This is a genomic window from Pseudomonas sp. YNh (genome assembly GCF_037993085.1).
GTDB classification, from domain to species: Bacteria; Pseudomonadota; Gammaproteobacteria; order Pseudomonadales; family Pseudomonadaceae; genus Aquipseudomonas; species Aquipseudomonas putida.
In genome coordinates this window covers 1-18,706 of record NZ_JBBMRJ010000033.1, presented here as the reverse complement: position 1 = coordinate 18,706, position 18,706 = coordinate 1, and the positions used below count along the sequence as shown (strand labels likewise).

At 57.6% G+C, this 18,706-nt stretch carries 20 protein-coding genes and 4 pseudogenes; 11 read left to right on the top strand and 13 right to left on the bottom strand.

Features of this window, described 5'->3' with window-relative positions:
• The first annotated feature begins 2 nt into the window (after positions 1-2).
• Both WF331_RS24780 and WF331_RS24775 read left to right on the top strand, forming a co-directional pair.
• Positions 3-161, top strand: coding sequence for a hypothetical protein (locus WF331_RS24780; protein WP_016486362.1), 159 nt, complete (start codon positions 3-5; stop codon positions 159-161).
• Between the two features lie 16 nt (positions 162-177).
• Positions 178-402, top strand: a pseudogene (locus tag WF331_RS24775) (DUF2188 domain-containing protein).
• A 65-nt stretch (positions 403-467) separates the two neighbouring features.
• On the opposite strand, the gene WF331_RS24770 reads toward WF331_RS24775, so the two are convergent.
• Positions 468-884, bottom strand: a complete 417-nt coding sequence (locus WF331_RS24770; RefSeq protein WP_016486364.1) for a low affinity iron permease family protein — start codon at positions 882-884, stop codon at positions 468-470.
• 164 nt (positions 885-1,048) lie between these two features.
• Here WF331_RS24770 and WF331_RS24765 point away from each other — a divergent pair, with 164 nt between their 5' ends.
• Positions 1,049-2,392, top strand: a complete 1,344-nt coding sequence (locus WF331_RS24765; protein WP_016486365.1) for a cation:proton antiporter — start codon at positions 1,049-1,051, stop codon at positions 2,390-2,392.
• Between the two features lie 59 nt (positions 2,393-2,451).
• Here the strand turns inward: WF331_RS24765 and WF331_RS24760 are convergent.
• The 5 genes and pseudogenes from WF331_RS24760 to WF331_RS24740 form a co-directional block, all read right to left on the bottom strand.
• Positions 2,452-2,646, bottom strand: a pseudogene (locus WF331_RS24760) (general stress protein); the annotation flags it as partial.
• A 401-nt stretch (positions 2,647-3,047) separates the two neighbouring features.
• The gene (locus WF331_RS24755; RefSeq protein WP_016486367.1) at positions 3,048-4,373 is read right to left on the bottom strand and encodes an SDR family oxidoreductase; all 1,326 of its coding nucleotides are present in this window, start codon (positions 4,371-4,373) and stop codon (positions 3,048-3,050) included.
• A gap of 19 nt (positions 4,374-4,392) precedes the next feature.
• Positions 4,393-5,607, bottom strand: coding sequence for a zinc-dependent alcohol dehydrogenase (locus WF331_RS24750; protein WP_086976083.1), 1,215 nt, complete (start codon positions 5,605-5,607; stop codon positions 4,393-4,395).
• A gap of 394 nt (positions 5,608-6,001) precedes the next feature.
• On the bottom strand, positions 6,002-6,226 hold the full coding sequence (locus WF331_RS24745; protein ID WP_080641021.1) for a DUF2061 domain-containing protein: 225 nt from the start codon (positions 6,224-6,226) through the stop codon (positions 6,002-6,004).
• 59 nt (positions 6,227-6,285) lie between these two features.
• Positions 6,286-6,795, bottom strand: a complete 510-nt coding sequence (locus WF331_RS24740; protein ID WP_054888267.1) for a ferritin-like domain-containing protein — start codon at positions 6,793-6,795, stop codon at positions 6,286-6,288.
• 258 nt (positions 6,796-7,053) lie between these two features.
• On the opposite strand from WF331_RS24740, the gene WF331_RS24735 reads away from it, so the two are divergent.
• The 3 genes from WF331_RS24735 to WF331_RS24725 are packed head-to-tail and all read left to right on the top strand — an operon-like array spanning position 7,054 to position 8,704.
• Entirely contained in the window at positions 7,054-7,932 is an 879-nt protein-coding gene (locus WF331_RS24735; RefSeq protein WP_054888268.1) for a manganese catalase family protein, read from the top strand.
• Between the two features lie 16 nt (positions 7,933-7,948).
• Positions 7,949-8,179, top strand: coding sequence for a hypothetical protein (locus WF331_RS24730; RefSeq protein WP_054888269.1), 231 nt, complete (start codon positions 7,949-7,951; stop codon positions 8,177-8,179).
• Positions 8,180-8,203: 24 nt separating this feature from the next.
• The gene (locus tag WF331_RS24725; protein ID WP_054888270.1) at positions 8,204-8,704 is read left to right on the top strand and encodes a YciE/YciF ferroxidase family protein; all 501 of its coding nucleotides are present in this window, start codon (positions 8,204-8,206) and stop codon (positions 8,702-8,704) included.
• Between the two features lie 155 nt (positions 8,705-8,859).
• Here WF331_RS24725 and WF331_RS24720 read toward each other — a convergent pair whose 3' ends face one another.
• Positions 8,860-9,654 (bottom strand): OBAP family protein, encoded by a 795-nt coding sequence (locus WF331_RS24720; protein WP_102689577.1) that lies wholly within the window; start codon positions 9,652-9,654, stop codon positions 8,860-8,862.
• Between the two features lie 298 nt (positions 9,655-9,952).
• Between WF331_RS24720 and WF331_RS24715 the strand changes: the two genes are divergently transcribed.
• Positions 9,953-11,551 carry a histidine kinase famiy protein gene (locus WF331_RS24715; protein WP_340623381.1) on the top strand — a complete coding sequence of 533 codons (1,599 nt, stop codon included), beginning with the start codon at positions 9,953-9,955 and terminating at the stop codon, positions 11,549-11,551.
• A gap of 176 nt (positions 11,552-11,727) precedes the next feature.
• Here WF331_RS24715 and WF331_RS24710 read toward each other — a convergent pair.
• Positions 11,728-11,820 (bottom strand): annotated as a pseudogene (locus WF331_RS24710) (general stress protein); the annotation flags it as partial.
• Positions 11,821-12,081 (bottom strand): annotated as a pseudogene (locus tag WF331_RS24705) (general stress protein); the annotation flags it as partial.
• A gap of 317 nt (positions 12,082-12,398) precedes the next feature.
• Here WF331_RS24705 and WF331_RS24700 point away from each other — a divergent pair.
• Entirely contained in the window at positions 12,399-12,617 is a 219-nt protein-coding gene (locus WF331_RS24700) for a hypothetical protein (RefSeq protein WP_102689575.1), read from the top strand.
• Positions 12,618-12,704: 87 nt separating this feature from the next.
• On the opposite strand, the gene cyoD is transcribed toward WF331_RS24700, so the two are convergent.
• The 4 genes from cyoD to cyoA are packed head-to-tail and all read right to left on the bottom strand — an operon-like array spanning position 12,705 to position 16,560.
• The gene (cyoD, locus tag WF331_RS24695) at positions 12,705-13,043 is read right to left on the bottom strand and encodes a cytochrome o ubiquinol oxidase subunit IV (RefSeq protein WP_054888274.1); all 339 of its coding nucleotides are present in this window, start codon (positions 13,041-13,043) and stop codon (positions 12,705-12,707) included.
• A complete protein-coding gene (gene cyoC / locus WF331_RS24690; protein WP_102689574.1) occupies positions 13,043-13,654 on the bottom strand; it encodes a cytochrome o ubiquinol oxidase subunit III in 612 nt (203 codons plus the stop codon). The genes cyoD and cyoC overlap by 1 nt, the downstream gene beginning before the upstream one ends.
• A 3-nt stretch (positions 13,655-13,657) precedes the next feature.
• Positions 13,658-15,631 (bottom strand): cytochrome o ubiquinol oxidase subunit I, encoded by a 1,974-nt coding sequence (gene cyoB, locus WF331_RS24685; protein ID WP_054888276.1) that lies wholly within the window; start codon positions 15,629-15,631, stop codon positions 13,658-13,660.
• A 5-nt stretch (positions 15,632-15,636) separates the two neighbouring features.
• A complete protein-coding gene (gene cyoA, locus WF331_RS24680) occupies positions 15,637-16,560 on the bottom strand; it encodes a ubiquinol oxidase subunit II (RefSeq protein ID WP_054888277.1) in 924 nt (307 codons plus the stop codon).
• Positions 16,561-16,777: 217 nt separating this feature from the next.
• On the opposite strand from cyoA, the gene WF331_RS24675 reads away from it, so the two are divergent.
• The 3 genes from WF331_RS24675 to WF331_RS24665 all read left to right on the top strand — a co-directional run bounded on the left by WF331_RS24675 (position 16,778) and on the right by WF331_RS24665 (position 18,594).
• A complete protein-coding gene (locus tag WF331_RS24675) occupies positions 16,778-17,074 on the top strand; it encodes a hypothetical protein (RefSeq protein ID WP_054888278.1) in 297 nt (98 codons plus the stop codon).
• A 1,090-nt stretch (positions 17,075-18,164) separates the two neighbouring features.
• The gene (locus WF331_RS24670; protein ID WP_102689573.1) at positions 18,165-18,374 is read left to right on the top strand and encodes a hypothetical protein; all 210 of its coding nucleotides are present in this window, start codon (positions 18,165-18,167) and stop codon (positions 18,372-18,374) included.
• Between the two features lie 13 nt (positions 18,375-18,387).
• The gene (locus WF331_RS24665; protein ID WP_102689572.1) at positions 18,388-18,594 is read left to right on the top strand and encodes a hypothetical protein; all 207 of its coding nucleotides are present in this window, start codon (positions 18,388-18,390) and stop codon (positions 18,592-18,594) included.
• The last annotated feature ends 112 nt before the right edge of the window (positions 18,595-18,706 follow it).

Sequence of the window (18,706 nt, the reverse complement as noted above, 5' to 3'; positions counted from 1 at the left end):
CCATGCAGCCTAAAACCGAAGGCTCTGAAGAGAAAGGCCCAAGCGACGTACCCTTCATCAACGATCCGGAAAAGCCCACGTCGCCGCCACTGAATGACGCTGATGCCACGGATGCAGCGGAGGCTGAAGAAGACATTCAGGACGATGGCCAATCCCTTTAGAGAGGAGAACCAGCCGATGGACAATTATCACCTCAGCCCGACTTCGGATGGCTGGGAATTGAAGAAAGCCGGTGCTGAGCGAGCCTCGAAACGAGCCGCCACGAAGCAGGAGCTCGTCAGTGTCCTGGCAGATTTCTTCGAGGGCAAGGCGGCGTCCGTGTAGATTCACAAGGCGGACGGCACGCTCGAGGAGGAACGCACCTACCCACGTTCAGCTGACCCGCGCCGTAGCAAAGGTTGAAGACTATAACTGCCTGTGACCTCGGCATTGAGGTCACAGATGCCCAGGGCGTGTTTAGATGGTGGCTAGCGCTGCTGGTTATCTCGAGCAGCTTCATCATCACGCTTCTCACGAGGAGCCTGGTGGTGAGGAGCGCATTCGCTGCCCATCGCCTGATACGCCTTACGAAGTTGATGGATTTCCCGGTTATCGAGCGCTTCGAGATCCAATACTGACTGCTCCGCAGATTTTGTAGCGCGGATCAGTTCGGCGAGCTTCACGTGGATGATGTCGTTATCCCGGTTCTGGGTGTTCTGAATCAGGAAAACCATCAGGAATGTGATGATGGTGGTCGACGTGTTGACGATCAGTTGCCAGGTATCGTTGTAGTGAAACCAGGGCCCAGAGGCAGCCCACATGGCAATCAACACCACGGCGATCAAAAAGGTGCTCGGCTTACCGGCGTGGTTGGCGAGCCATTGGCAGAACTGGGCGAATTTCATGACGTCATCTCCATTGCGATCTATAGGGTTTGACCGCAGCGGCGCGCTGAAATCTTTTTTTACATTTACCCCAGGTATCGGGTTAACCACTAAGCGCAGCGGAACGACGTGGCGTCCTGGAACGTCAAAAAAATACTCGAAATCTTCCCAAGGCTTCTGCGCACATGACCTTCATCGTCTGGTTCGCCATGCTGGGCGCAGTCTTGCTGCTGCTCGCACTCTCATCCTCCTATTTGCGCTGGATCCCTGTGACCTCATCCGTAGTGTGCCTTGCCCTGGGTATCGGGCTGGGTACATCGGGGCTGGGTTTTCTTCAACTGGACTTGAGCAAGTCGAGCGGGTGGATGGAGCACCTCACAGAGGTCGCGGTGTTGTTCTCGCTGTTCTTCAGTGGCTTGAAATTGCGCCTGCCCTTGCACAACCGCCGTTGGTGCAGCGCCTTTTTTCTAGCGGGGCCGGTGATGTTGATCTGCATCGGTGGGGTAACGCTGGTGCTGCATTACGGCCTCAGCTTGGGGTGGGGAGTCTCGCTATTGATCGGGGCGATACTCGCACCCACTGACCCCGTGCTCGCAACCCTGGTGCAGGTGGTTGATGCCCAGGACGATGATCTTGTCCGCTTCAGCTTGTCGGGTGAGGCAGGGCTCAACGACGGCGTGGCGTTTCCCTTCGTCATGCTTGGACTGTTCCTGCAACTGGACAATGGCCAGCCTTGGTTCAGTGACTGGTTGCTCAAGGACATGCTGTGGGCAGTAACCGCAGGCCTCTTGCTTGGCTACTGGATGGGGCGCGGCCTGGGCAAACTCACGCTGTTCTTGCGTCTGCGCAACGACGACAGCACTGTCTCGCCCGATGACTATCTGGCCCTTGCCCTGATTGCGTTGACGTACGTGAGCGCCGAGTCGATACAGGCCTATGGGTTCCTCGCGGTGTTCGCTGCGGGCCTCGGTTTACGGCAGGCGGAGGTCAAGACCGCCAATAGCCCAGAAGGGCCGGCTGCTGAACATCTGGTACAGCCTGTGGTTGGTCACCAGCACGTGGCGCCGGAGCTAGCCGTCAAAGGCGATGTGAAAGGGCTCGACGACTCGCAGGTAGCAGCGGGGATCATGTTGGGTGACATGCTGGCTTTCGGAAGCATGATCGAACGGGCAATGGAAGTGTTTCTGGTGACCCTGCTCGGGGTAGTGCTCATTGAGCATTGGGACTGGCGGGCAGTGCTGGTTGCCAGCGCTTTGTTTTTTGTCATTCGCCCCATCAGCATCCTGCTGTTCCCGGCTCGAGGAATGCTGGATATCCGCCAGCGCGGGCTTTTAGGGTGGTTTGGCATTCGAGGTATCGGCAGCTTCTATTACTTGTTCTATGCCCTCAATCATGGGCTGCTTCCCACCTTGGCCGAGCAGAGCATCAACCTGGTGCTGTCAGTGGTGGCGTTGAGCATTCTGCTGCATGGGTTGAGTGTCCAGCCGCTCCTTGCCAGATACGAAGCGTGGAAGGAGAGGGTTTCCTGATGGCTGTTCAACAGAAAAGTGCCAGGGCAGCTATTGCCCTGGCACTGTATCACCCGCAGTTAGCGATTTTCGCTACCGCGTCCGCCGCCGTGGCTGTTTTGCCCGCCTTTACGGCCTGCCTCGGAGGCACGCTCACGGTCGTTGGCAAAATTGCCGCCTGAACTCTGCCCGCCTTTGCGACCTGCCTCTGACGCTTTCTCGCGATCATTGGCAAAATTGCCAGGATTGTTCTGAGCAGTACCACCTTGATTGCCACGGTTGGTTTGGTTGTTAGCCATGATCTTTCACCTCATGTCGTCACACAGGAAAGTCTGTGTTCAACTCGGACGTCAGGGCGCGGGGTGTTTACTTCGTGTTTTTTCGCCGAGGCCGACGGGTTGCGCGAAAGAACCGGTGCAAGTGTGTGTGGCGTCATTAAGCTTTGCTCGCGAACATTTGGGAAGGATCAAGCTTGGCGCCGACCTTCCAGCCAGGCCGGCGTGGTTAAGCGACCTTCTGGGCGCATCGACGCCGCTGACACGCTATACTGAATCCCTGAGAGCGGTAGCAGGGGAAGGCTATCACCCGGTTAATCGCACGAGCTCGTCAGCAGAGTAGGGATCGAACGTGATTTCGCAATGAAACCACGCTCATTCCTCTGTAAGTAGAGCTCCCGCTAGCTATCCCTGCGTCGTGAGTGTGTGAGTGTATAACCCACAAGGATTCCCAGTGCCGCTGCGCCGATCAGCAGCGGCGTCTTGTCGTTTGCCTCCCTCCAGCCTCCGACGATACCCCTCCTGCCACTTGGAGGCTCAAAAAGGTTGCCTGATGATGCTTCGGCTGTGGGGCTGCGATTTATCCCCCAGCGCGTCAGCTTCCCTGACAACAGAGGCAGCCCTGGTATCAGGTAGCTGGCCAAATGCGCGATGCGCGCTGCGGCGCCAACGGTGGTGTGAGCCCGAGGCGAGATTGCGCAGGCCACCATAGCCTTTGCCACCCTCTCGGGATCGTATACGGGGCCTGGCGGTCTCAGTGTATGTCCGGTGTAGTTGCCGCCGTCTCGGAAGCCTGGTGTGTCCATGACTGCTGGATAGATATCGCAGACATGGATGTCGGGATATTCAGTCAACTCGCCTCGCAATGCCTCGGTCAGTCCACGCAAGCCGAACTTGCTCGCCGAATAAGCGGCGGCATAGGGTTGGGCCATCCAGCTGCCCAGCGACAGCGTGTTGATGAGAATGCCGCTGCCCTGTGCCTTGAAGAAGGGAAGGGCGACGTAGGCGCCTCGCAGATATCCGATCAGATCTGTCTGGATGACCTGCTCGTGTGCCTCCAACGGCGTTTCTTCAAACTTGCCGACCGCGCCGACCCCGGCATTGTTGACCCAGATATCGATTCGTCCATGGCCAAAGTCTGCGGCCTGAGCAGCCAGCGCTTGAACCTGATCGCTGTGGGTGACATCGGTCATGATAGCTATGGCATCCGTACCACAATCGGTGCATTCATCCAGGACGTCGAACAACGCCTCTTCGTCGCGTGCTGCGAGTACCAGGCGAGCACCTTTGCACGCAAAGGCATGCGCGGCGGCCCGGCCTATACCGCTGGATGCGCCGGTGATGACCACAACCTTGCCGCCCAGAGGCCCTTTGAGCGTAGCGCCACGGTCAGGTGCTTCTCGTTCCGCACCCGAAGCGGCGGGGTCAAGGTGGGCAATGGTGTCGCTGGCCTCGATCTGCGAGAGCTCAAGGGAGGTACCATCGACCAGGGTCAATGTCAGCCCTTCGATCGTGCCTGCCTCCCGGTTTGGAAATACGGGCTCACCTGCGGCATCCAGGCTGTCGTAGATGAAGCGCGTACCTTCGAGCCAGCCCACGGCGGTGAGAAGCTCAGGGCCGAGGTAATACTTCCCGTCTTGAAAGAAGCCTGGAAACTGATGTGCCCGCTCCACGTTTTCCACGCGATAGCGTTCGCCGGATTTCATGCCTGTCGCTTGATCGATCATCTGACAGCCTCCTGTAGGGTCAGCCTTTGCTGTGCTCGTCGGAAGGGCCCAAGGTGCCCGCTGCCGCGCCTGGCACCAGGATCACCTTGCGGCAGTTATCCTCTTTCTGATCGAACATCTTGTAGCCCATGGCCGCTTCTTCGAGGGCCAGGCGGTGGGTGACGATCAGCTCTGGTTTCAGGCGCCCTGCTTCGATGTGCTGCAGCAGTTCGGGCAAGTATTTCTGGACATGGGTCTGGCCCATTTTGAAGGTGAGTCCCTTGTCGAAGGCATCGCCGAACATGAAGGCGTGGATGAAGCCGGCGTACACCCCCGGGACACTGACAACGCCGCCGCGACGCACTGCAGCAATGCTCTGGCGCAGCGCCTTGCCACTGCTGCCTTCGATCTTCAGCGCCGTCATCACCGTTTCGGCAGTGCTGCCTTTGGCCTCGAAACCGACCGCATCGATCACTGCATCGACGCCGCGCATGCCTGGCGTCTGGCGGATGATGCTGTCTGCGGGGTCGTCGTCCTGCTCGAAGTGGATCGGTATGACGCCGTAGGCCTCTCGGGCGTAGGCCAGGCGGTAATCGTTGTCATCGACCATGAAGATGGTCTGAGCCCCGAGCATTCGCGCACAGGCGGCGCTCAGCAAGCCGACTGGCCCGGCGCCGTAGATGGCTACCGATGAACCCTGGCCAATCTCGGCATTGATGACCGCCTGCCAAGCGGTTGGAAGAATATCCGAGAGGAACAGTACCTTGTCATCGCCCAGCTCGGTGGGCACTTTGAACGGGCCGACGTTGCCCTTGGGAACCCTGACGTAGTCAGCCTGGCCACCAGGAATACCGCCATAGAGATGGCTGTACCCGAACAGCGCTGCGCCTGGGGGAATGCCCTTCTTGTTGATGATCGCGCCACGGCCTGTGTTGGTGGTTTCACAGGCAGCGAACAGGTCGTGCTGGCAGAAGAAACAGCTGCCGCAAGCGATCACGAAGGGAATCACTACGCGGTCGCCGATCTGCAGATTGGTGACGGCACTGCCGGTATCTTCGACGATGCCCATGAACTCATGGCCGAAGATATCGCCCGCTTCGGTTTCTGGAATTTTGCCTCGGTAGAGGTGCAGGTCAGAGCCGCAAATGGCTGTGGCGGTGACCCTGAGGATGATGTCGTCTTCCTGCTCAATGATGGGATCGGGGACGTTATCGACCCTGACGTCGTGTGCTCCGTGGTAGGTCAATGCTCGCATAAGGTCAGCTCCTGCAGTCGTTTTTCCGTGATAGGTATGCAGGGGAAGCCATGACAGATGGCAAAGTTCAGACCAACAAGTCCAGTGGTACTTAAAACTCATTCTCGACCCTACCATTTCAAGCTAACCCTTCCTGATCCCACCGCTATCGAACGATCTGAGCCCGTGCCAGAAGAGCCAGGCCGTTCAAACGAGGGGCGTGGCGATGGACGACAGGATGTTGGCATTCATGGTGTTCGCTGCCTCACGACCTGACGTGCTTGAGCAGGTACATAATATTCAGAGAAGGTGGGTCAGGTGGGCGATCTCGCACTTTTACATTTGAGTGCCCACGTTGGGGGCAGGGGCAGGGGCAGGGGCAGGGGCAGGGGCAGGCGATCTGCGCCGCTTGTTTTCATCTGCGCTCTAGCTGGCGCCATAGTTTTTCGTGAAAATAGAATGCTAAGGTGTTACATGCCGGCTCAATTACAGCTATCAGTCCGCCTGTGAGCGCTGAGCCTGTAAGTAAATATGCAACTGTGAATGCAATGGTGAAGTGAAGAATGCTAAAGCTGAACGTTTTCCATAATGGGCCTTTCGTTCGTCCGGAGCAGCAGCGTGTGTCAGATAGGCTTCGCATTGGCGCCCCTTTATCAGTTGTTTGCGCCGCCGGGTATCGCAGACGGCGCAAATATTGGGTCATCGTTTCGCTTCTTCGCCAGGTGTTGCCGACCGGCTCAGGAATGCGCGGGTGATTTCTGGCAAGTGCTCCCTCAACCAGTCGGCCATCGCGACCTCCTCCTTCAAAATCGCTCGGCACGCTTCGGCAGTAAGCTCATCACCTGAGGCCGTTGCTGCCTCAATAAGCACGGTATAGGAGGCGATTTCAAGGTTCTCAAATACATAACCAGACATAGCCCCTTTGACGACTTCATCACTCATGGTCATACCACCCACAGCCTGCCCGAATGCCATGAGCTTTCCTGCAAGATCTTTCAAAGTTGAAGGACTTCCTCCCAAACGCTTAATGCATTCCCCAAGTAGACGTTGTTGTCCCTCCGTCTCTGCGATGTGTTGAACGATCCGCTCACGAAGCTCGGGATAATTTTCTAACCGCTCTGCTTGTGCTTTGAGCATTTTCTCCGCTTGCTGCTCCATTGCATGAGCATCTCGCAGCCAATCGAGTAAGTTTTCAGTCGGGGTCGTCATGGTCAATATCCTCGGAAATGAGTTATTGGGAATCCGGATTGTCTCAGGGGTTCGTTTCGGTCGACGAATGGATGGGTACGCTAAAGATTAGAGTTAAGGTATTTTCGAGTGATGTGAAATTTCGATTGAACTTATCTTCCCGGTCCATTCATCCAGAAAGCGGATATGGATTTAGCACGTAATAACATCTGTTCGCTCCTAAGCATTGATGGTGCCTACATTAGAGGGCGCCTGCTTACTAGCCGCGAGGAGCAAACCATGTTTATCCATAACAAACGCTTGCAATATACCGTGCGTGTCGCCCAGCCCAATCCCGGCCTGGCCAATCTGTTGCTCGAACAATTCGGTGGTGCTCAGGGCGAGCTGGCCGCTGCTAGCCGATATTTCACCCAGGCACTGGCGGAAGACGACCCAGGGCGTAAAGACCTGCTGATGGATATTGCAACCGAAGAGCTCAGCCACCTGGAGATCGTCGGCTCCATAATCGTCATGCTCAACAAGGGTGCCAAAGGCCGCTTGGCCGAAGGGGTCGAAGAGGAAGGCGAGCTGTATCGAGCAATCAATGGTGCGGGTAACGACTCCCACATCACCAGCATCTTGTATGGTGCCGGTGCTCCACTGACCAATTCGGCTGGCGTCCCTTGGAGCGCTGCCTATGTCGATACCATAGGCGAGCCTACAGCAGACTTTCGTTCGAACATTGCAGCTGAAGCGCGAGCCAAGATCGTCTACGAACGTCTGATGAACGTTACCGATGACCCGGGCGTGAAAGAGGCGCTGGGCTTTCTCATGACCCGGGAGATCGCCCATCAGCTTTCCTTTGAAAAGGCGCTTCATACCATTCAGCCGAACTTCCCCCAAGGCAAACTCCCTGGTATGCCGGAGTTCACCAACAAGTATTTCAATATGTCTGGTGAGCCCAATGTGCGTGGCCCTTGGAACGAGGGCAGTGAGTGGGAGTACGTGGAAAATCCATCAGCTGCTGTGGATGGTGGGGATGGCACCGCTTCGGTGACGCTCACTCCTGCCGAAGCTGAAACAGTTGAGGCGATGAAGCTTCGGACAATGTCTGATCCAACCGCCAACCCGGTTACAGGCGCAGATCTCGGCTCCGGCTTGATTAATGGCAAAGACTGAGAAAGTCGGAGGCATCATGAACATTCTGCGCAAGAAAGCCTCGCTACATCGCCTGTTTGGTGTTGAGCACCTCATGAGCCAAGCGTTGGCCGAATTTGAAGCTGAGTCCCGCCTGGCCTGTCGAGCTCTGCGTGTACGCATGGCCGTAATGACCTTCGGAGTCGGCTCGCTTCTACCCAACGACCTTCCCGGCGATGCGCCGGAAGTCGAGCGCCCGGAAACTTTTCTGAGTAACACCCTGCACTGATCACTACCGTCTAGGAGATAACCAATGGCTGCACGGAAAACTGTTGAAGACCTGTTTATCCATGAACTGTCTGATGTGTATAGCGCAGAAAAGCAGATCACCAAGGCGCTGCCTCGGTTGGCCAGGGCCGCCACCAATCCACTACTGGCCGACGCCTTCACATCCCACCTGGCCGAGACCCAGGGTCAGATCGAGCGCATCGACCAACTGGTGGAGTCGGCAGGTTTGAAGCTCAAGCGGATGAAGTGCGTTGCGATGGAGGGGCTGGTGGAGGAGAGCAAGGAATTGCTCGATGAAATCGAACAAGGCGCGGTGCTGGATGCCGCACTGATCGGCGCCTGCCAGAAGGTAGAGCATTACGAGATCGCCAGCTATGGAACGCTGATCGCCATGGCCAAGCACTTGGGAATGAAGGAAGCAGTGTCGTTGCTGGGCGATACCTTGGCCGAGGAAAAAGCGGCGGACGACAAGCTTTCTGCTATCGCTGAAGAAGGAGGTAACCAGGCGGCCACACTCGAAAAATGAAGGCGCAAGCCCGGTGCCGATGCACCGGGCTTTTCACACCTTACTTTCCCTTGGATTTTGGGGGATGATCACCATCATGATGATCGCCAAACACGACAGCCTCTCCCCGAAGGGGGCGCGCCCAAGACCTTATCTAACACAGTTGTTGCAGGCGGCTATTGGCTAGACCGGCTATTCGTAGTGGATGGCGTAGCTGTTGAAGAACGATGTACATGGGCACCGGTTGGATCGGTGATTTGAATGACATTACCGTGCTGCCAGCCATCCGCCTGGGGATCAGCATCAGGAATACGGATGTCAGCCCGCTCGCCTTTGGTTTTCCCAGCATCCACACCCAAGCGCCCATTGCGCTGTTCGACCATCGCCGGGTCAGCCTGCCCATCTGCGGTAAAGCCCATCATCAACTGCGGCACCCCCACCGGCAGCGCTTTGTCCTGATCGGTATGCCAGGTGTGCCACGTCTTCCCGTAGGTGTGAGCCAGTCGCGCCATCAGGGCATGTTCCGCAGGATCAGGGATGCCTGGGGCGATCAACTGCCCAGAGGAGACCTCGTAGCCATGACTGTGCCACATCGCCTTCTCCCTCGTTGGTAAGCCGGCAAAAAGCTTCTCGTCGATGATGTACTCGACGCCCATGATCTTCGCCCCCTTGGTATTGCCGTCGAATATCACACATTGAATGACATCCTCGTTGAGGATGGAGCAGTAGTGGTGCGCTTCCATCTGCACGTCCGGATGCCCGTTGTAGAAGTGAAAGCCATCCAGGTAAGCGTTGATGGCCTCAATGGGCGGCTTGGACTGCAGCGTCGCGGCGCCGGCTTCCAGCAGCTGGGTTTTAGCAGACTCGGGCCTGCCTGGTGTCTCCACAGGAGACTTCGTTTCGTGAGCGGAGCAGGCCCACAGCAGAGAGCAAGCGAGGGGAAGGGTTATCGTTTGAAATAGCTGTCGCATGAGAAAGGCTCTGGCTGGTGTCTTTAGAGGACAACCATGGCCAATAAAGCGGACAGCCCAACGGACGAGTGGTCTGAGTCAGTTTCAAATGGCTAATCCATCCAATAACGGCCTCTTCGCTGGCCAAAGCAGTGCTCGACCAGCTGAGGTAGTTGCCGTCCAGGGTGTCCAGCAGCGAGTGGATAGCCTGTTCCCTGAAACTGCCGACGTCGTGCAACTTGGCGGCTGACCGGGAGCAACCTGCCCACGAAAGTTGTCCAGATTTAACGAACCAGGCGCAATGATCAAGGAGATTCTCGTGACCGAAAAGAAGGCGCGCGTCAGCAACCAGGCTTCGGGCGACATTTCCGGCTTGGCCCGCGATATGTTCTTCGCCGCGGTGCAAACTACCCGGATGCCGATGATCGTCACCGATCCTAACCGAGACGACAACCCGATCATCTTCGCCAACCGGGCCTTCCTGGAAATGACAGGTTATGCCGCGGAGGAGATTCTGGGCCAAAACTGCCGATTCCTGCAGGGGCCCGACACCGACCGCACGGTGGTAGACAGCCTGCGTCAGGCCATAGAGCAGCGCGTCGATATTGCGGCTGAGATCCTCAACTATCGTAAGGACGGTTCAAGCTTCTGGAATGCCTTGTTTCTCTCGCCGATTTTCAATGAGCGCGGTGAGCTGATCTATTACTTTGCTTCTCAGCTGGATGTCAGCCGACGCCGCGACGCCGAAGACGCCCTGCGTCAGGCGCAAAAAATGGAAGCGTTGGGGCAGCTGACAGGCGGAATCGCCCACGACTTCAACAACCTGTTGCAGGTCATGGGTGGCTACCTGGGCCTGATCGCCCGTCAAGCCGAGAAGCCCCAGGCGGACCTGAACCGTATTCGCCGTAGCGTCGGGCATGCGCAATCGGCAGTCGACCGTGCCAGTACCTTGACCAAGCAATTGCTGGCGTTCGCCCGTAAGCAGAAGTTGCATGGACGGGTACTGAACCTGAACCACCTGATTGACGATGCGCGCCCAATCATCGAGCGTACGTTCGGCGCCGAGGTGACGGTGGAGTTTGATCTTGAGGACCAGCTGCGTAGCTGCCGGATCGACGCGACACAGGCAGAAGTGGCCCTGCTGAATATTTTCCTCAACGCCAGGGATGCCCTGATAGGCCGCAAGCGGCCGCACATATTCATCGCAACCCGAAACGTCCTGATCACCGATCCAAGCCTGTCGTTTGACGGATTGCTGCCGGGTGGCTACGTGAGTATATCCATCACCGACAACGGTGTCGGTATGCCTGCGGGCATCCGTGACCGTGTGATGGACCCTTTTTTCACCACAAAGGAAGAGGGAAAAGGGTCGGGGCTGGGGTTGTCGATGGTGTACGGTTTTGCCCGCCAGTCCGGGGGCGCGGCGCGTATCTACACCGAAGAAGGCGAAGGTACCACGTTGCGCCTGTACTTCCCGGTGGATGACGCTCAGCTGGTGCAGCAGCAACCGTCGAAAGTGGCTAAGCGCAGTGCTGGCAGTGAGCGCATCCTGATCGTCGAGGACCGGCCGGATGTGGCCGAGCTGGCGAAGATGGTGTTGGAGGACTACGGCTATGCCGCCGACATGTTGCTTAACGCCCGCGAGGCGCTTAAACTGATCCAGGCTGGGGAGCGATATGACTTGCTGTTTACCGACTTGATCATGCCGGGCGGCATGAACGGCGTAATGCTTGCCCGAGCCGTGCGGCGCCTGCAACCTGGGATCAAAGTCTTGCTGACGACAGGCTACGCGGAAAACGCGATCGAGCGGACTGACATTGGCGGCGCCGAGTTCGAGGTCATCTCCAAGCCCTGCCAGCCACACGATCTGGCTTGCCGGGTCAGACAGGTACTAGATGGTCCGACTGGCGTGGCGTGATGGGCAACGGGGCGCAAGCAAGCTGTTTTGATGGCAGGTGCGCGTGAGGCCGCCATGATGCCCGGATTGGGCTGCGCCACGGGCACGGTGTGTTGCAATCTTATTGTGCATGAACATGGGACGTCCACATCAGCGCGCAGGAGCAGCCCGGCTGCCCCTGCGATTTTCACGGATGACTAGCGGTTGTCATCACTCTTGCGACCGCCACCGTGGCTATGCTGGCCACCGACCCGTCCGGCTTCCGAGGCTTTTTCGCGGTCATTGGCAAAGTTGCCGCCGGACGCCTGGCCGCCCTTGTGGCCAGCTTCGGATGCCCGCTCAGGGTCGTTCTTGAAATTACCGCCGGATGCCTGGCCACCCTTGTGACCTGCTTCCGAGGCGCGCTCTGGATCGTTCTTGAAATTACCTCCTGACACCTGGCCGCCTTTGTGCCCGGCCTCGGATGCCTTTTCCCGGTCATTGGCAAAGTTGCCTGGATTGGTGTTGGCGTTGCCACCTTGATTCCCGCGGTCGTCTTGATTGCTAGCCATGATTGACACCTCATGTCGGTAGTGACACAGGAAGGTCTGTGTTAACCAGTGACCCATGGAAAGCGGCACATCGTGCAAAGAATTTCACTCGGGCGGACAAGAGGCTCTAATGAAAGTTGGCCTTTCATCTTGTGGCAAACAAAACTGGCGACCAAGCATGCAGGAAGCCTTAATCATGCACCACCAAAGCCTTGCACGATGGCAAACAGAGTTCACCCTTGCCGGCTGCCAGCCGTCTTTTGGGCTGAACGAATGCGAACCGATAACGATCAATCCTACTGAGTCGTCCATCCCCATCTGAAAAAAGGAGTATCCGTATGGCCAACTACCTGTACTTGATCAGCTACATCCTCGACAACCAACCCGGCACCTGCGAGCTGCGCAGTGAACAGGAAAACTTGAGTCGCGAAGCGGCGCGCGATTACCTGCAAGGCCTGCATCGTAGTGAAGCGTCGTCGTTTACTGACGTGCAGGTGCAGCGCCTTGAGCATGACCACGAGCGCGGCACATCGCCGGGGCATTACCAACAGCCCTGAGCAGGGGCGGCACGCATGGTTTCATCCATTAACCCGCTCAGCAACACCATCGCCAGCCGGCAGGACAAGCCCGTGGGCGAGGACGGGTCACAAACCGAGCATGTTGTAGTGCACGTAGTACATGATCCATAGCGACAACCCCACCAACAGCACGATGATCACCACGGAGAACACCAGCGCCACCAGGCTCCAGCGCTGCTCACGCGCGGTGGTCAGGTGCAGGAAGAACATCATGTGCACCAGAATCTGCACCACCGCGCAGACCAGCGCCAACAGGAAGGTAGCGGCGCGCGGCAAGCTGGGAAACATGGCCAGCCCGAACGGCACAATGGTCAGCAACGCAGCCAGCAGGAAGCCGATATTGTACGATCTGTGGCTGGACTGGCTGGCGCCGGCACTGCTGTGAATCTGGCTTTCGTTGCTCATCAGATCACTCCGAACAGGTAGACGACGGTAAACACGCACACCCACACGATGTCGAGAAAATGCCAGGACAGGCTCAGGCAGCTCAGCCGTGTGGAGTTGACACAGCACAGGCCACGCTGCTGGACCTGGATCATCAGCAGGGCCATCCACACCAGGCCGACCAGCACGTGCAGGCCATGGGTGCCGACCAGGGTGAAGAAGCCGGTGAGAAACGCGCTGCGCTGCGGCCCGTAGCCCTCGGCGATCAAGTGGTGGAACTCGTTCACCTCCATGGCGACGAAAGCCAGGCCCAGCACAAAGGTGACCCCCAGCCACTGCAGCACCCGGCGCTTGTCCTTGCGGTGGTTGGCCAGCATGGCGTAGCCATAGGTGATGCTGCTGAGCAGTAGCAGGCTGGTTTCGCCCAGGACGTAGGGCAGCTCAAAGATGTCCGCAGGGCCAGGGCCGCCCGCCACGGACTGGCCCAGCACCGCATAAGTGGCGAACAACGTGGCGAACAGGATGCAGTCGGTCATCAGGTAGATCCAGAAGCCGAACAGGCTCAGCGAACCCGCATCCTCGTAGCCTTGCTCCTGCTGGTGGGCGCTTTCGTTCAAGATGATGTGCGACATGGCTCAGGCCTCCGCCATCAGCTGACGCCGTTGGGTTTCCACGCGTTCGACTTCCTCGGCCGTCACGTAGTACTCGGTATGCCGGTCGTAGCTGCGTACGATCAGTGCTGCCACCGTGGTCAGCAGTGAGGCAATCGCCAGCCACCAGATATGCCAGACCAAGGCGAAGCCCAGCACTGTGCTCAATGCGCCGATCAACACGCCCAGGCTAGTGTTGCACGGCATGTGAATCCTGCGAAAATCCGCCTCGATCAGCGTCTTGACCCCACGCTCCTTCATTCCCCAATAGGCGTCGATGCCGTGCACCACCGGTTGCTCGGCAAAGTTGTAGAACGGCGGCGGTGACGCAGTGGCCCACTCCAGCGTGCGGCCATCCCAGGGATCGCCGGTGTGGTCGCGGTTTTCGTGGCGCTTGCGGATGCTCACAATCAGTTGCATTACCTGGCAGGCCACGCCGCAGAGGATGATAAGCACACCAACCATCTCCAGCAGCAGAAACGGCCGCCACTCAGGCACATTGAAATGGTTCAGGCGCCGGGTCATGCCCATGAAACCGAGAAAGTAAGATGGCATGAAAGCGAAATAGAAACCCGCCAGCCAGCACCAGAACGCGGCACGCCCCAGCGGGTCGTAGAGCTTGAAACCGAACGCCTTGGGGAACCAGTAGGTCAGGCCACACAGGTAGCCGAACACCGCGCCGCCAATAATCACGTTATGGAAATGCGCGATGAGAAACAGGCTGTTGTGCAGCAGGAAGTCTGCGCCCGGCACCGCCAGCAGCACGCCGGTCATGCCGCCAATGCTGAAGGTGACGATGAAGCCCACCGTCCACAGCATGGGTGTCTCGAAGCGCACCCGACCGCGGTACATGGTGAACAGCCAGGTGAAGATCTTCACCCCAGTCGGGACGGCGATGATCATGGTCATAATGCCGAAGAACGCGTTCACGTTCGGCCCGGCGCCCATGGTGAAAAAGTGGTGTACCCAGACGATGAACGACAGCAGGGTGATGACGATGGTGGCCCAGACCAGCGAGTAGTAGCCGAACAGCCGCTTGCGTGAAAAGGTAGAGGCCACCTCAGAAAAGATTCCGAAAGCCGGCAGGATCAGGATGTACACCTCCGGGTGGCCCCAGGCCCAGATGAGGTTGATATACATCATCGGGTTGCCGCCCATCTCGTTGGTGAAGAAATGCATGCCCAGGTAGCGGTCCAGGCTGAGCATGAACAGCGTGGCGGTGAGAATGGGGAATGCGGCCAGAATCAGTATCGAAGTGCACAATACCGTCCAGGTGAACACCGGCATGCGGAACAAGGTCATGCCGGTGGTGCGCATTTTTAGGATGGTGACGAAGAAATTCAGCCCGGTCAGCAACGTCCCAACGCCGGAGATCTGCAAGGACCAGATGTAGTAATCCACGCCTACGCCCGGGCTGTAGCCGATACCGGACAAGGGCGGGTAGGCGACCCACCCAGTGCGGGCGAACTCACCGATCCCCAGCGAGAGATTCACCAAAACCGCACCCGATACGAACAGCCAGAAGCTCACCGCGTTCAGAAACGGGTAAGCCACGTCGCGCGCACCGATTTGCAACGGCACGACGATGTTCATAAGGCCGACCACGAATGGCATGGCCATGAAGAAGATCATGATCACGCCGTGAGCGGTGAAGATCTGGTCGTAGTGTTCCGGTGGCAGATAGCCGGGCGAGCCGTCCGAAGCCATGGCTTGCTGAGTACGCATCATCAGCGCGTCGGCAAAACCCCGCAGCAGCATCACCAGGGCGACCACGATGTACATCACGCCGATGCGCTTGTGGTCGACCGAGGTCAACCACTCCTTCCACAGATACGTCCATTTGCGCTTGTAGGTAATCATCCCAAAGCCGCAAACGCCGATCATGCCGACTACAGCAAGGGTGTACATGATGATGGGTTCGTCCATGGGGATGGCGTCCCAGCTCAACTTTCCGAACATGCGGGTCACTCCTTGCTGCCTTTCGGCGCTTCATCATCAGGGATGCTCAGGCGCCGTTCGACGTCGTTAGACCGGTCAATGCCCTGGTACTTGTCGATCAGGGACTGGAACAGGCCGTCGTCCACCTTGGCGTAGTGCTCCACAGGATGGGCGACGCTCGGTTTGGCCAGCTGTGCATAGCGCGCCTGGTCAAGCCGATTCGGTGACCTGCGCACCGCTGTCACCCAGGCGTCGAAACCGGCTTGGTCTAAAGCCAAGGCCTCGAAATACATATCGGAAAAACCCGGCCCGTTGTAGTTGGCAGCGATGCCGTTGTAGGTACCCTTGTGGTTGGCGATCAGATGCAGCTGGGTCTGCATGCCCGCCATGGCATAGATTTGCCCGCCGAGGGCCGGAATGAAGAATGAAGTAATGGCGCCATCGGAGGTCACCCGAAAATCCACCGGGGTATCCACTGGCATGGCCAACTCATTGACCGAGGCGATGCCGAGTTCGGGATAGACGAATAGCCATTTCCAGTCTGTGGCGATCACCTGAACCTTTATCGCGGGTCGGTCAGCCACGAGTGGTCGGTACGGGTCCAGCGCATGGGTCGAGCGCCAGGTCACCACGCCGAGCACAATGATGATGATAAGCGGCACACCCCAGACCACTGCCTCGATAGCGCGCGAATGGTTCCATTCCGGCGTGTAGCGCGCCTTTTCATTGGAGGCGCGGTAGTGCACCGAGAATACCAGCGCCATGATCATGACCGGGACTACCACTATCAGCATAAGCAGCGTGGCGAGAATGATCAGGTTGCGCTGCTCCAACCCGACCTGACCTTTTGGATTGAACAACACCATGTCGCAACCCGAGAGCTGCAAAGCACCGATGCTGAGCAACATAAGACCGAGCAACCGTGCGCCATACGTGAATCTCGTGGCCATGATCTTGTCCTGTAGCGATTGCCAGTTGTTTTGCTTGTGGCGTTAGAAGGACGGCGACGAAACGAAGGTTGTATGAGATTTGCGGATTGGCGACGAATGGTGGATGTACAAAAAAACCGCTTTGTATAACTCGGCCGCCTGTCCGATGGCGTCGTTTCATTTGGACTGATTACGCGCGCGAGGCTATCTACCGCTGACAACAGCAGAGGACAGGCAGATGAAAAGAAGAGGGGAAACCTATCGTCAATGGTGCGATCCGATCCTGCACCACCAGATCCATGAGGAAACGCTGGACACAGGAGCCTGTCTCGAAGTGCAGGCACGCTTGTCACGAACGGGTGCCACTCAGTTGTTCATCGGAGTTTATCGCGCCGATGGCTCGATGATGAGTGAGCAAGCCTTTTTCCAATGCCCTGGCGAAACCATGAGTCGGGCGATGGTGTGGGGCGTCGGGTATGCCAGGCGAGTCGCGACCGAGGGCAAGGCGTTCGATGTCGAAGTGGTTGGAAGTTGAGGTGCGGGAGGAACCAGGCGAAGCAGCTGTTCCGATCGGATTGCTACCGGCGGGCGGTGATGGTCAATCCTTACTGTCAGGCTGTTCACCAGAAGGGGTTTACATCGCATGGATGGTGTTGCTTTACCGGTCGAGGGGCTGTAATGGGTGGATAGTTGTCATCCGCGACCCACCACTACACCGCGTCATCCCATAAGACGACCATGTACAACCAGTGGGCTCAATGGAAAGGAAGCATGTCTCTGCCGCGCGCCTTGGGCATGACCCGACGCGGGTGGCAGCAGACGGTGGAGCATCCTTTCGGAACGCTCAAACTGGGAACCACCCACTTCCTGGTCAAGACCCTGCCGAGGGTAATCGTCGAGATGAACCTTCAAGCTATCCTACAACCTCAAATGAATGATGAAGATAATCGGAATTGCAGGACTACGTAAGCGATCAGGGCATGAGGCCAGCTGCCGCGGTCCAGATGGCACAACCACCATGCCTATGACCGATCCAGGGTGATCCACGCCTCCATCTGCTAGACCTACAGGCCTGGTCCGCATATCTTCTTCGTGAACTGGGGCTTTTTTACACAGCCTGGGATGATAGCGCACACTTTTGCTCGGAACGGATCACACTGCAATCGAGAAAGTTCGAATCCCTACGCTTCCGCCACTAATTCTCATTAAAGCCCTGATATTCGGGGCTTTTTTGTGCCTGTGTGTTTTTGGTCCCCCATCTGGTCCCCCATAATTAGTGTGGCTTTTGCTGGTTTGCTGCGGGTTGTGATGGACGTGCTGTTTTTCGTGGGGCCTAATGACTCACGTGAGGAAGGGGGCGATTTCTCTAAGGCAGCGTAGGTGTGCTTGGCTCTTGCGGCGGCTATCGACACGGCGCCTGAGTATTGGGGTTGCTTCGCGACCCATCGCCGATACGCGCGGCTCTCACAGATGCTGGCGCAGGTCGGGAGGCTGGTGACATTCCTATGGGTACCGGTTTGCCGCGATGAGGCCTGAATTGCTAAACACAAAGCCTTGGATCGATGCCTGTCATCACACCGTCGCTATCGCCCTATAATGGATCGACAGAGCAGAATGGGCAGAGCATGAAGCGAACCTTGGAAGGTATGGCCAAAGCCGGCGAGCCGCTTCTGCGCGAAGACCTTGAAGCGATAAGGGCGCATCAGACCGCCCAAGATAACGGGGCATCTCCAGCGACAATCGAGCGGCTTAGAGTGTTGGCTGACTTCCTTTATCACGCGGTAGTGGATTTCCAGGTGCTTGAGGCCGGCAGTCTGTCTGAATCAATTCACTGATATCGAGGCACTGATGCCCAAACAGTCGAAGATTTTGCTGCCCGACCACCCAGCCTACACCGAGGCAATTGAGGCAATGCGCCGGTATCACGAAGCTCAGGATACTGGCGCGCCTGCAATAGAGGTGGAAAGATTACGCCTGATAGCTGAGTCTCTGTTCCAAGCTGTAACCGACTATCAAATGAGAGCTTTTGGCCACGTAGGCGGAATTACTCACTGATTGGCAGTTGCGCGGAAGATGGTACGTCCTGTGAATGTCTGCTTTCGACCCAGGCTGTGTGAAAACGCAGTAAATACATCGAAAACTCAGAGTCGAGCTGACTGCCTGTGGA

Excerpts from the sequence above, each read along its gene's own strand:
- WF331_RS24780 (WP_016486362.1), top strand. The coding sequence starts at position 3 with ATGCAGCCTAAAACCGAAGGCTCTGAAGAGAAAGGCCCAAGCGACGTA.
- WF331_RS24740 (WP_054888267.1), bottom strand. The coding sequence starts at position 6,795 with ATGACGACCCCGACTGAAAACTTACTCGATTGGCTGCGAGATGCTCAT.
- WF331_RS24725 (WP_054888270.1), top strand. The coding sequence starts at position 8,204 with ATGGCTGCACGGAAAACTGTTGAAGACCTGTTTATCCATGAACTGTCT.
- WF331_RS24670 (WP_102689573.1), top strand. The coding sequence starts at position 18,165 with ATGAAGCGAACCTTGGAAGGTATGGCCAAAGCCGGCGAGCCGCTTCTG.
- WF331_RS24675 (WP_054888278.1), top strand. The coding sequence starts at position 16,778 with ATGAAAAGAAGAGGGGAAACCTATCGTCAATGGTGCGATCCGATCCTG.
- WF331_RS24730 (WP_054888269.1), top strand. The coding sequence starts at position 7,949 with ATGAACATTCTGCGCAAGAAAGCCTCGCTACATCGCCTGTTTGGTGTT.
- cyoD (WP_054888274.1), bottom strand. The coding sequence starts at position 13,043 with ATGAGCAACGAAAGCCAGATTCACAGCAGTGCCGGCGCCAGCCAGTCC.
- cyoA (WP_054888277.1), bottom strand. The coding sequence starts at position 16,560 with ATGGCCACGAGATTCACGTATGGCGCACGGTTGCTCGGTCTTATGTTG.
- cyoC (WP_102689574.1), bottom strand. The coding sequence starts at position 13,654 with ATGTCGCACATCATCTTGAACGAAAGCGCCCACCAGCAGGAGCAAGGC.
- WF331_RS24700 (WP_102689575.1), top strand. The coding sequence starts at position 12,399 with ATGGCCAACTACCTGTACTTGATCAGCTACATCCTCGACAACCAACCC.
- WF331_RS24765 (WP_016486365.1), top strand. The coding sequence starts at position 1,049 with ATGACCTTCATCGTCTGGTTCGCCATGCTGGGCGCAGTCTTGCTGCTG.
- WF331_RS24750 (WP_086976083.1), bottom strand. The coding sequence starts at position 5,607 with ATGCGAGCATTGACCTACCACGGAGCACACGACGTCAGGGTCGATAAC.
- WF331_RS24745 (WP_080641021.1), bottom strand. The coding sequence starts at position 6,226 with ATGCGAAGCCTATCTGACACACGCTGCTGCTCCGGACGAACGAAAGGC.
- WF331_RS24735 (WP_054888268.1), top strand. The coding sequence starts at position 7,054 with ATGTTTATCCATAACAAACGCTTGCAATATACCGTGCGTGTCGCCCAG.
- WF331_RS24770 (WP_016486364.1), bottom strand. The coding sequence starts at position 884 with ATGAAATTCGCCCAGTTCTGCCAATGGCTCGCCAACCACGCCGGTAAG.
- WF331_RS24720 (WP_102689577.1), bottom strand. The coding sequence starts at position 9,654 with ATGCGACAGCTATTTCAAACGATAACCCTTCCCCTCGCTTGCTCTCTG.
- WF331_RS24665 (WP_102689572.1), top strand. The coding sequence starts at position 18,388 with ATGCCCAAACAGTCGAAGATTTTGCTGCCCGACCACCCAGCCTACACC.
- cyoB (WP_054888276.1), bottom strand. The coding sequence starts at position 15,631 with ATGTTCGGAAAGTTGAGCTGGGACGCCATCCCCATGGACGAACCCATC.
- WF331_RS24755 (WP_016486367.1), bottom strand. The coding sequence starts at position 4,373 with ATGATCGATCAAGCGACAGGCATGAAATCCGGCGAACGCTATCGCGTG.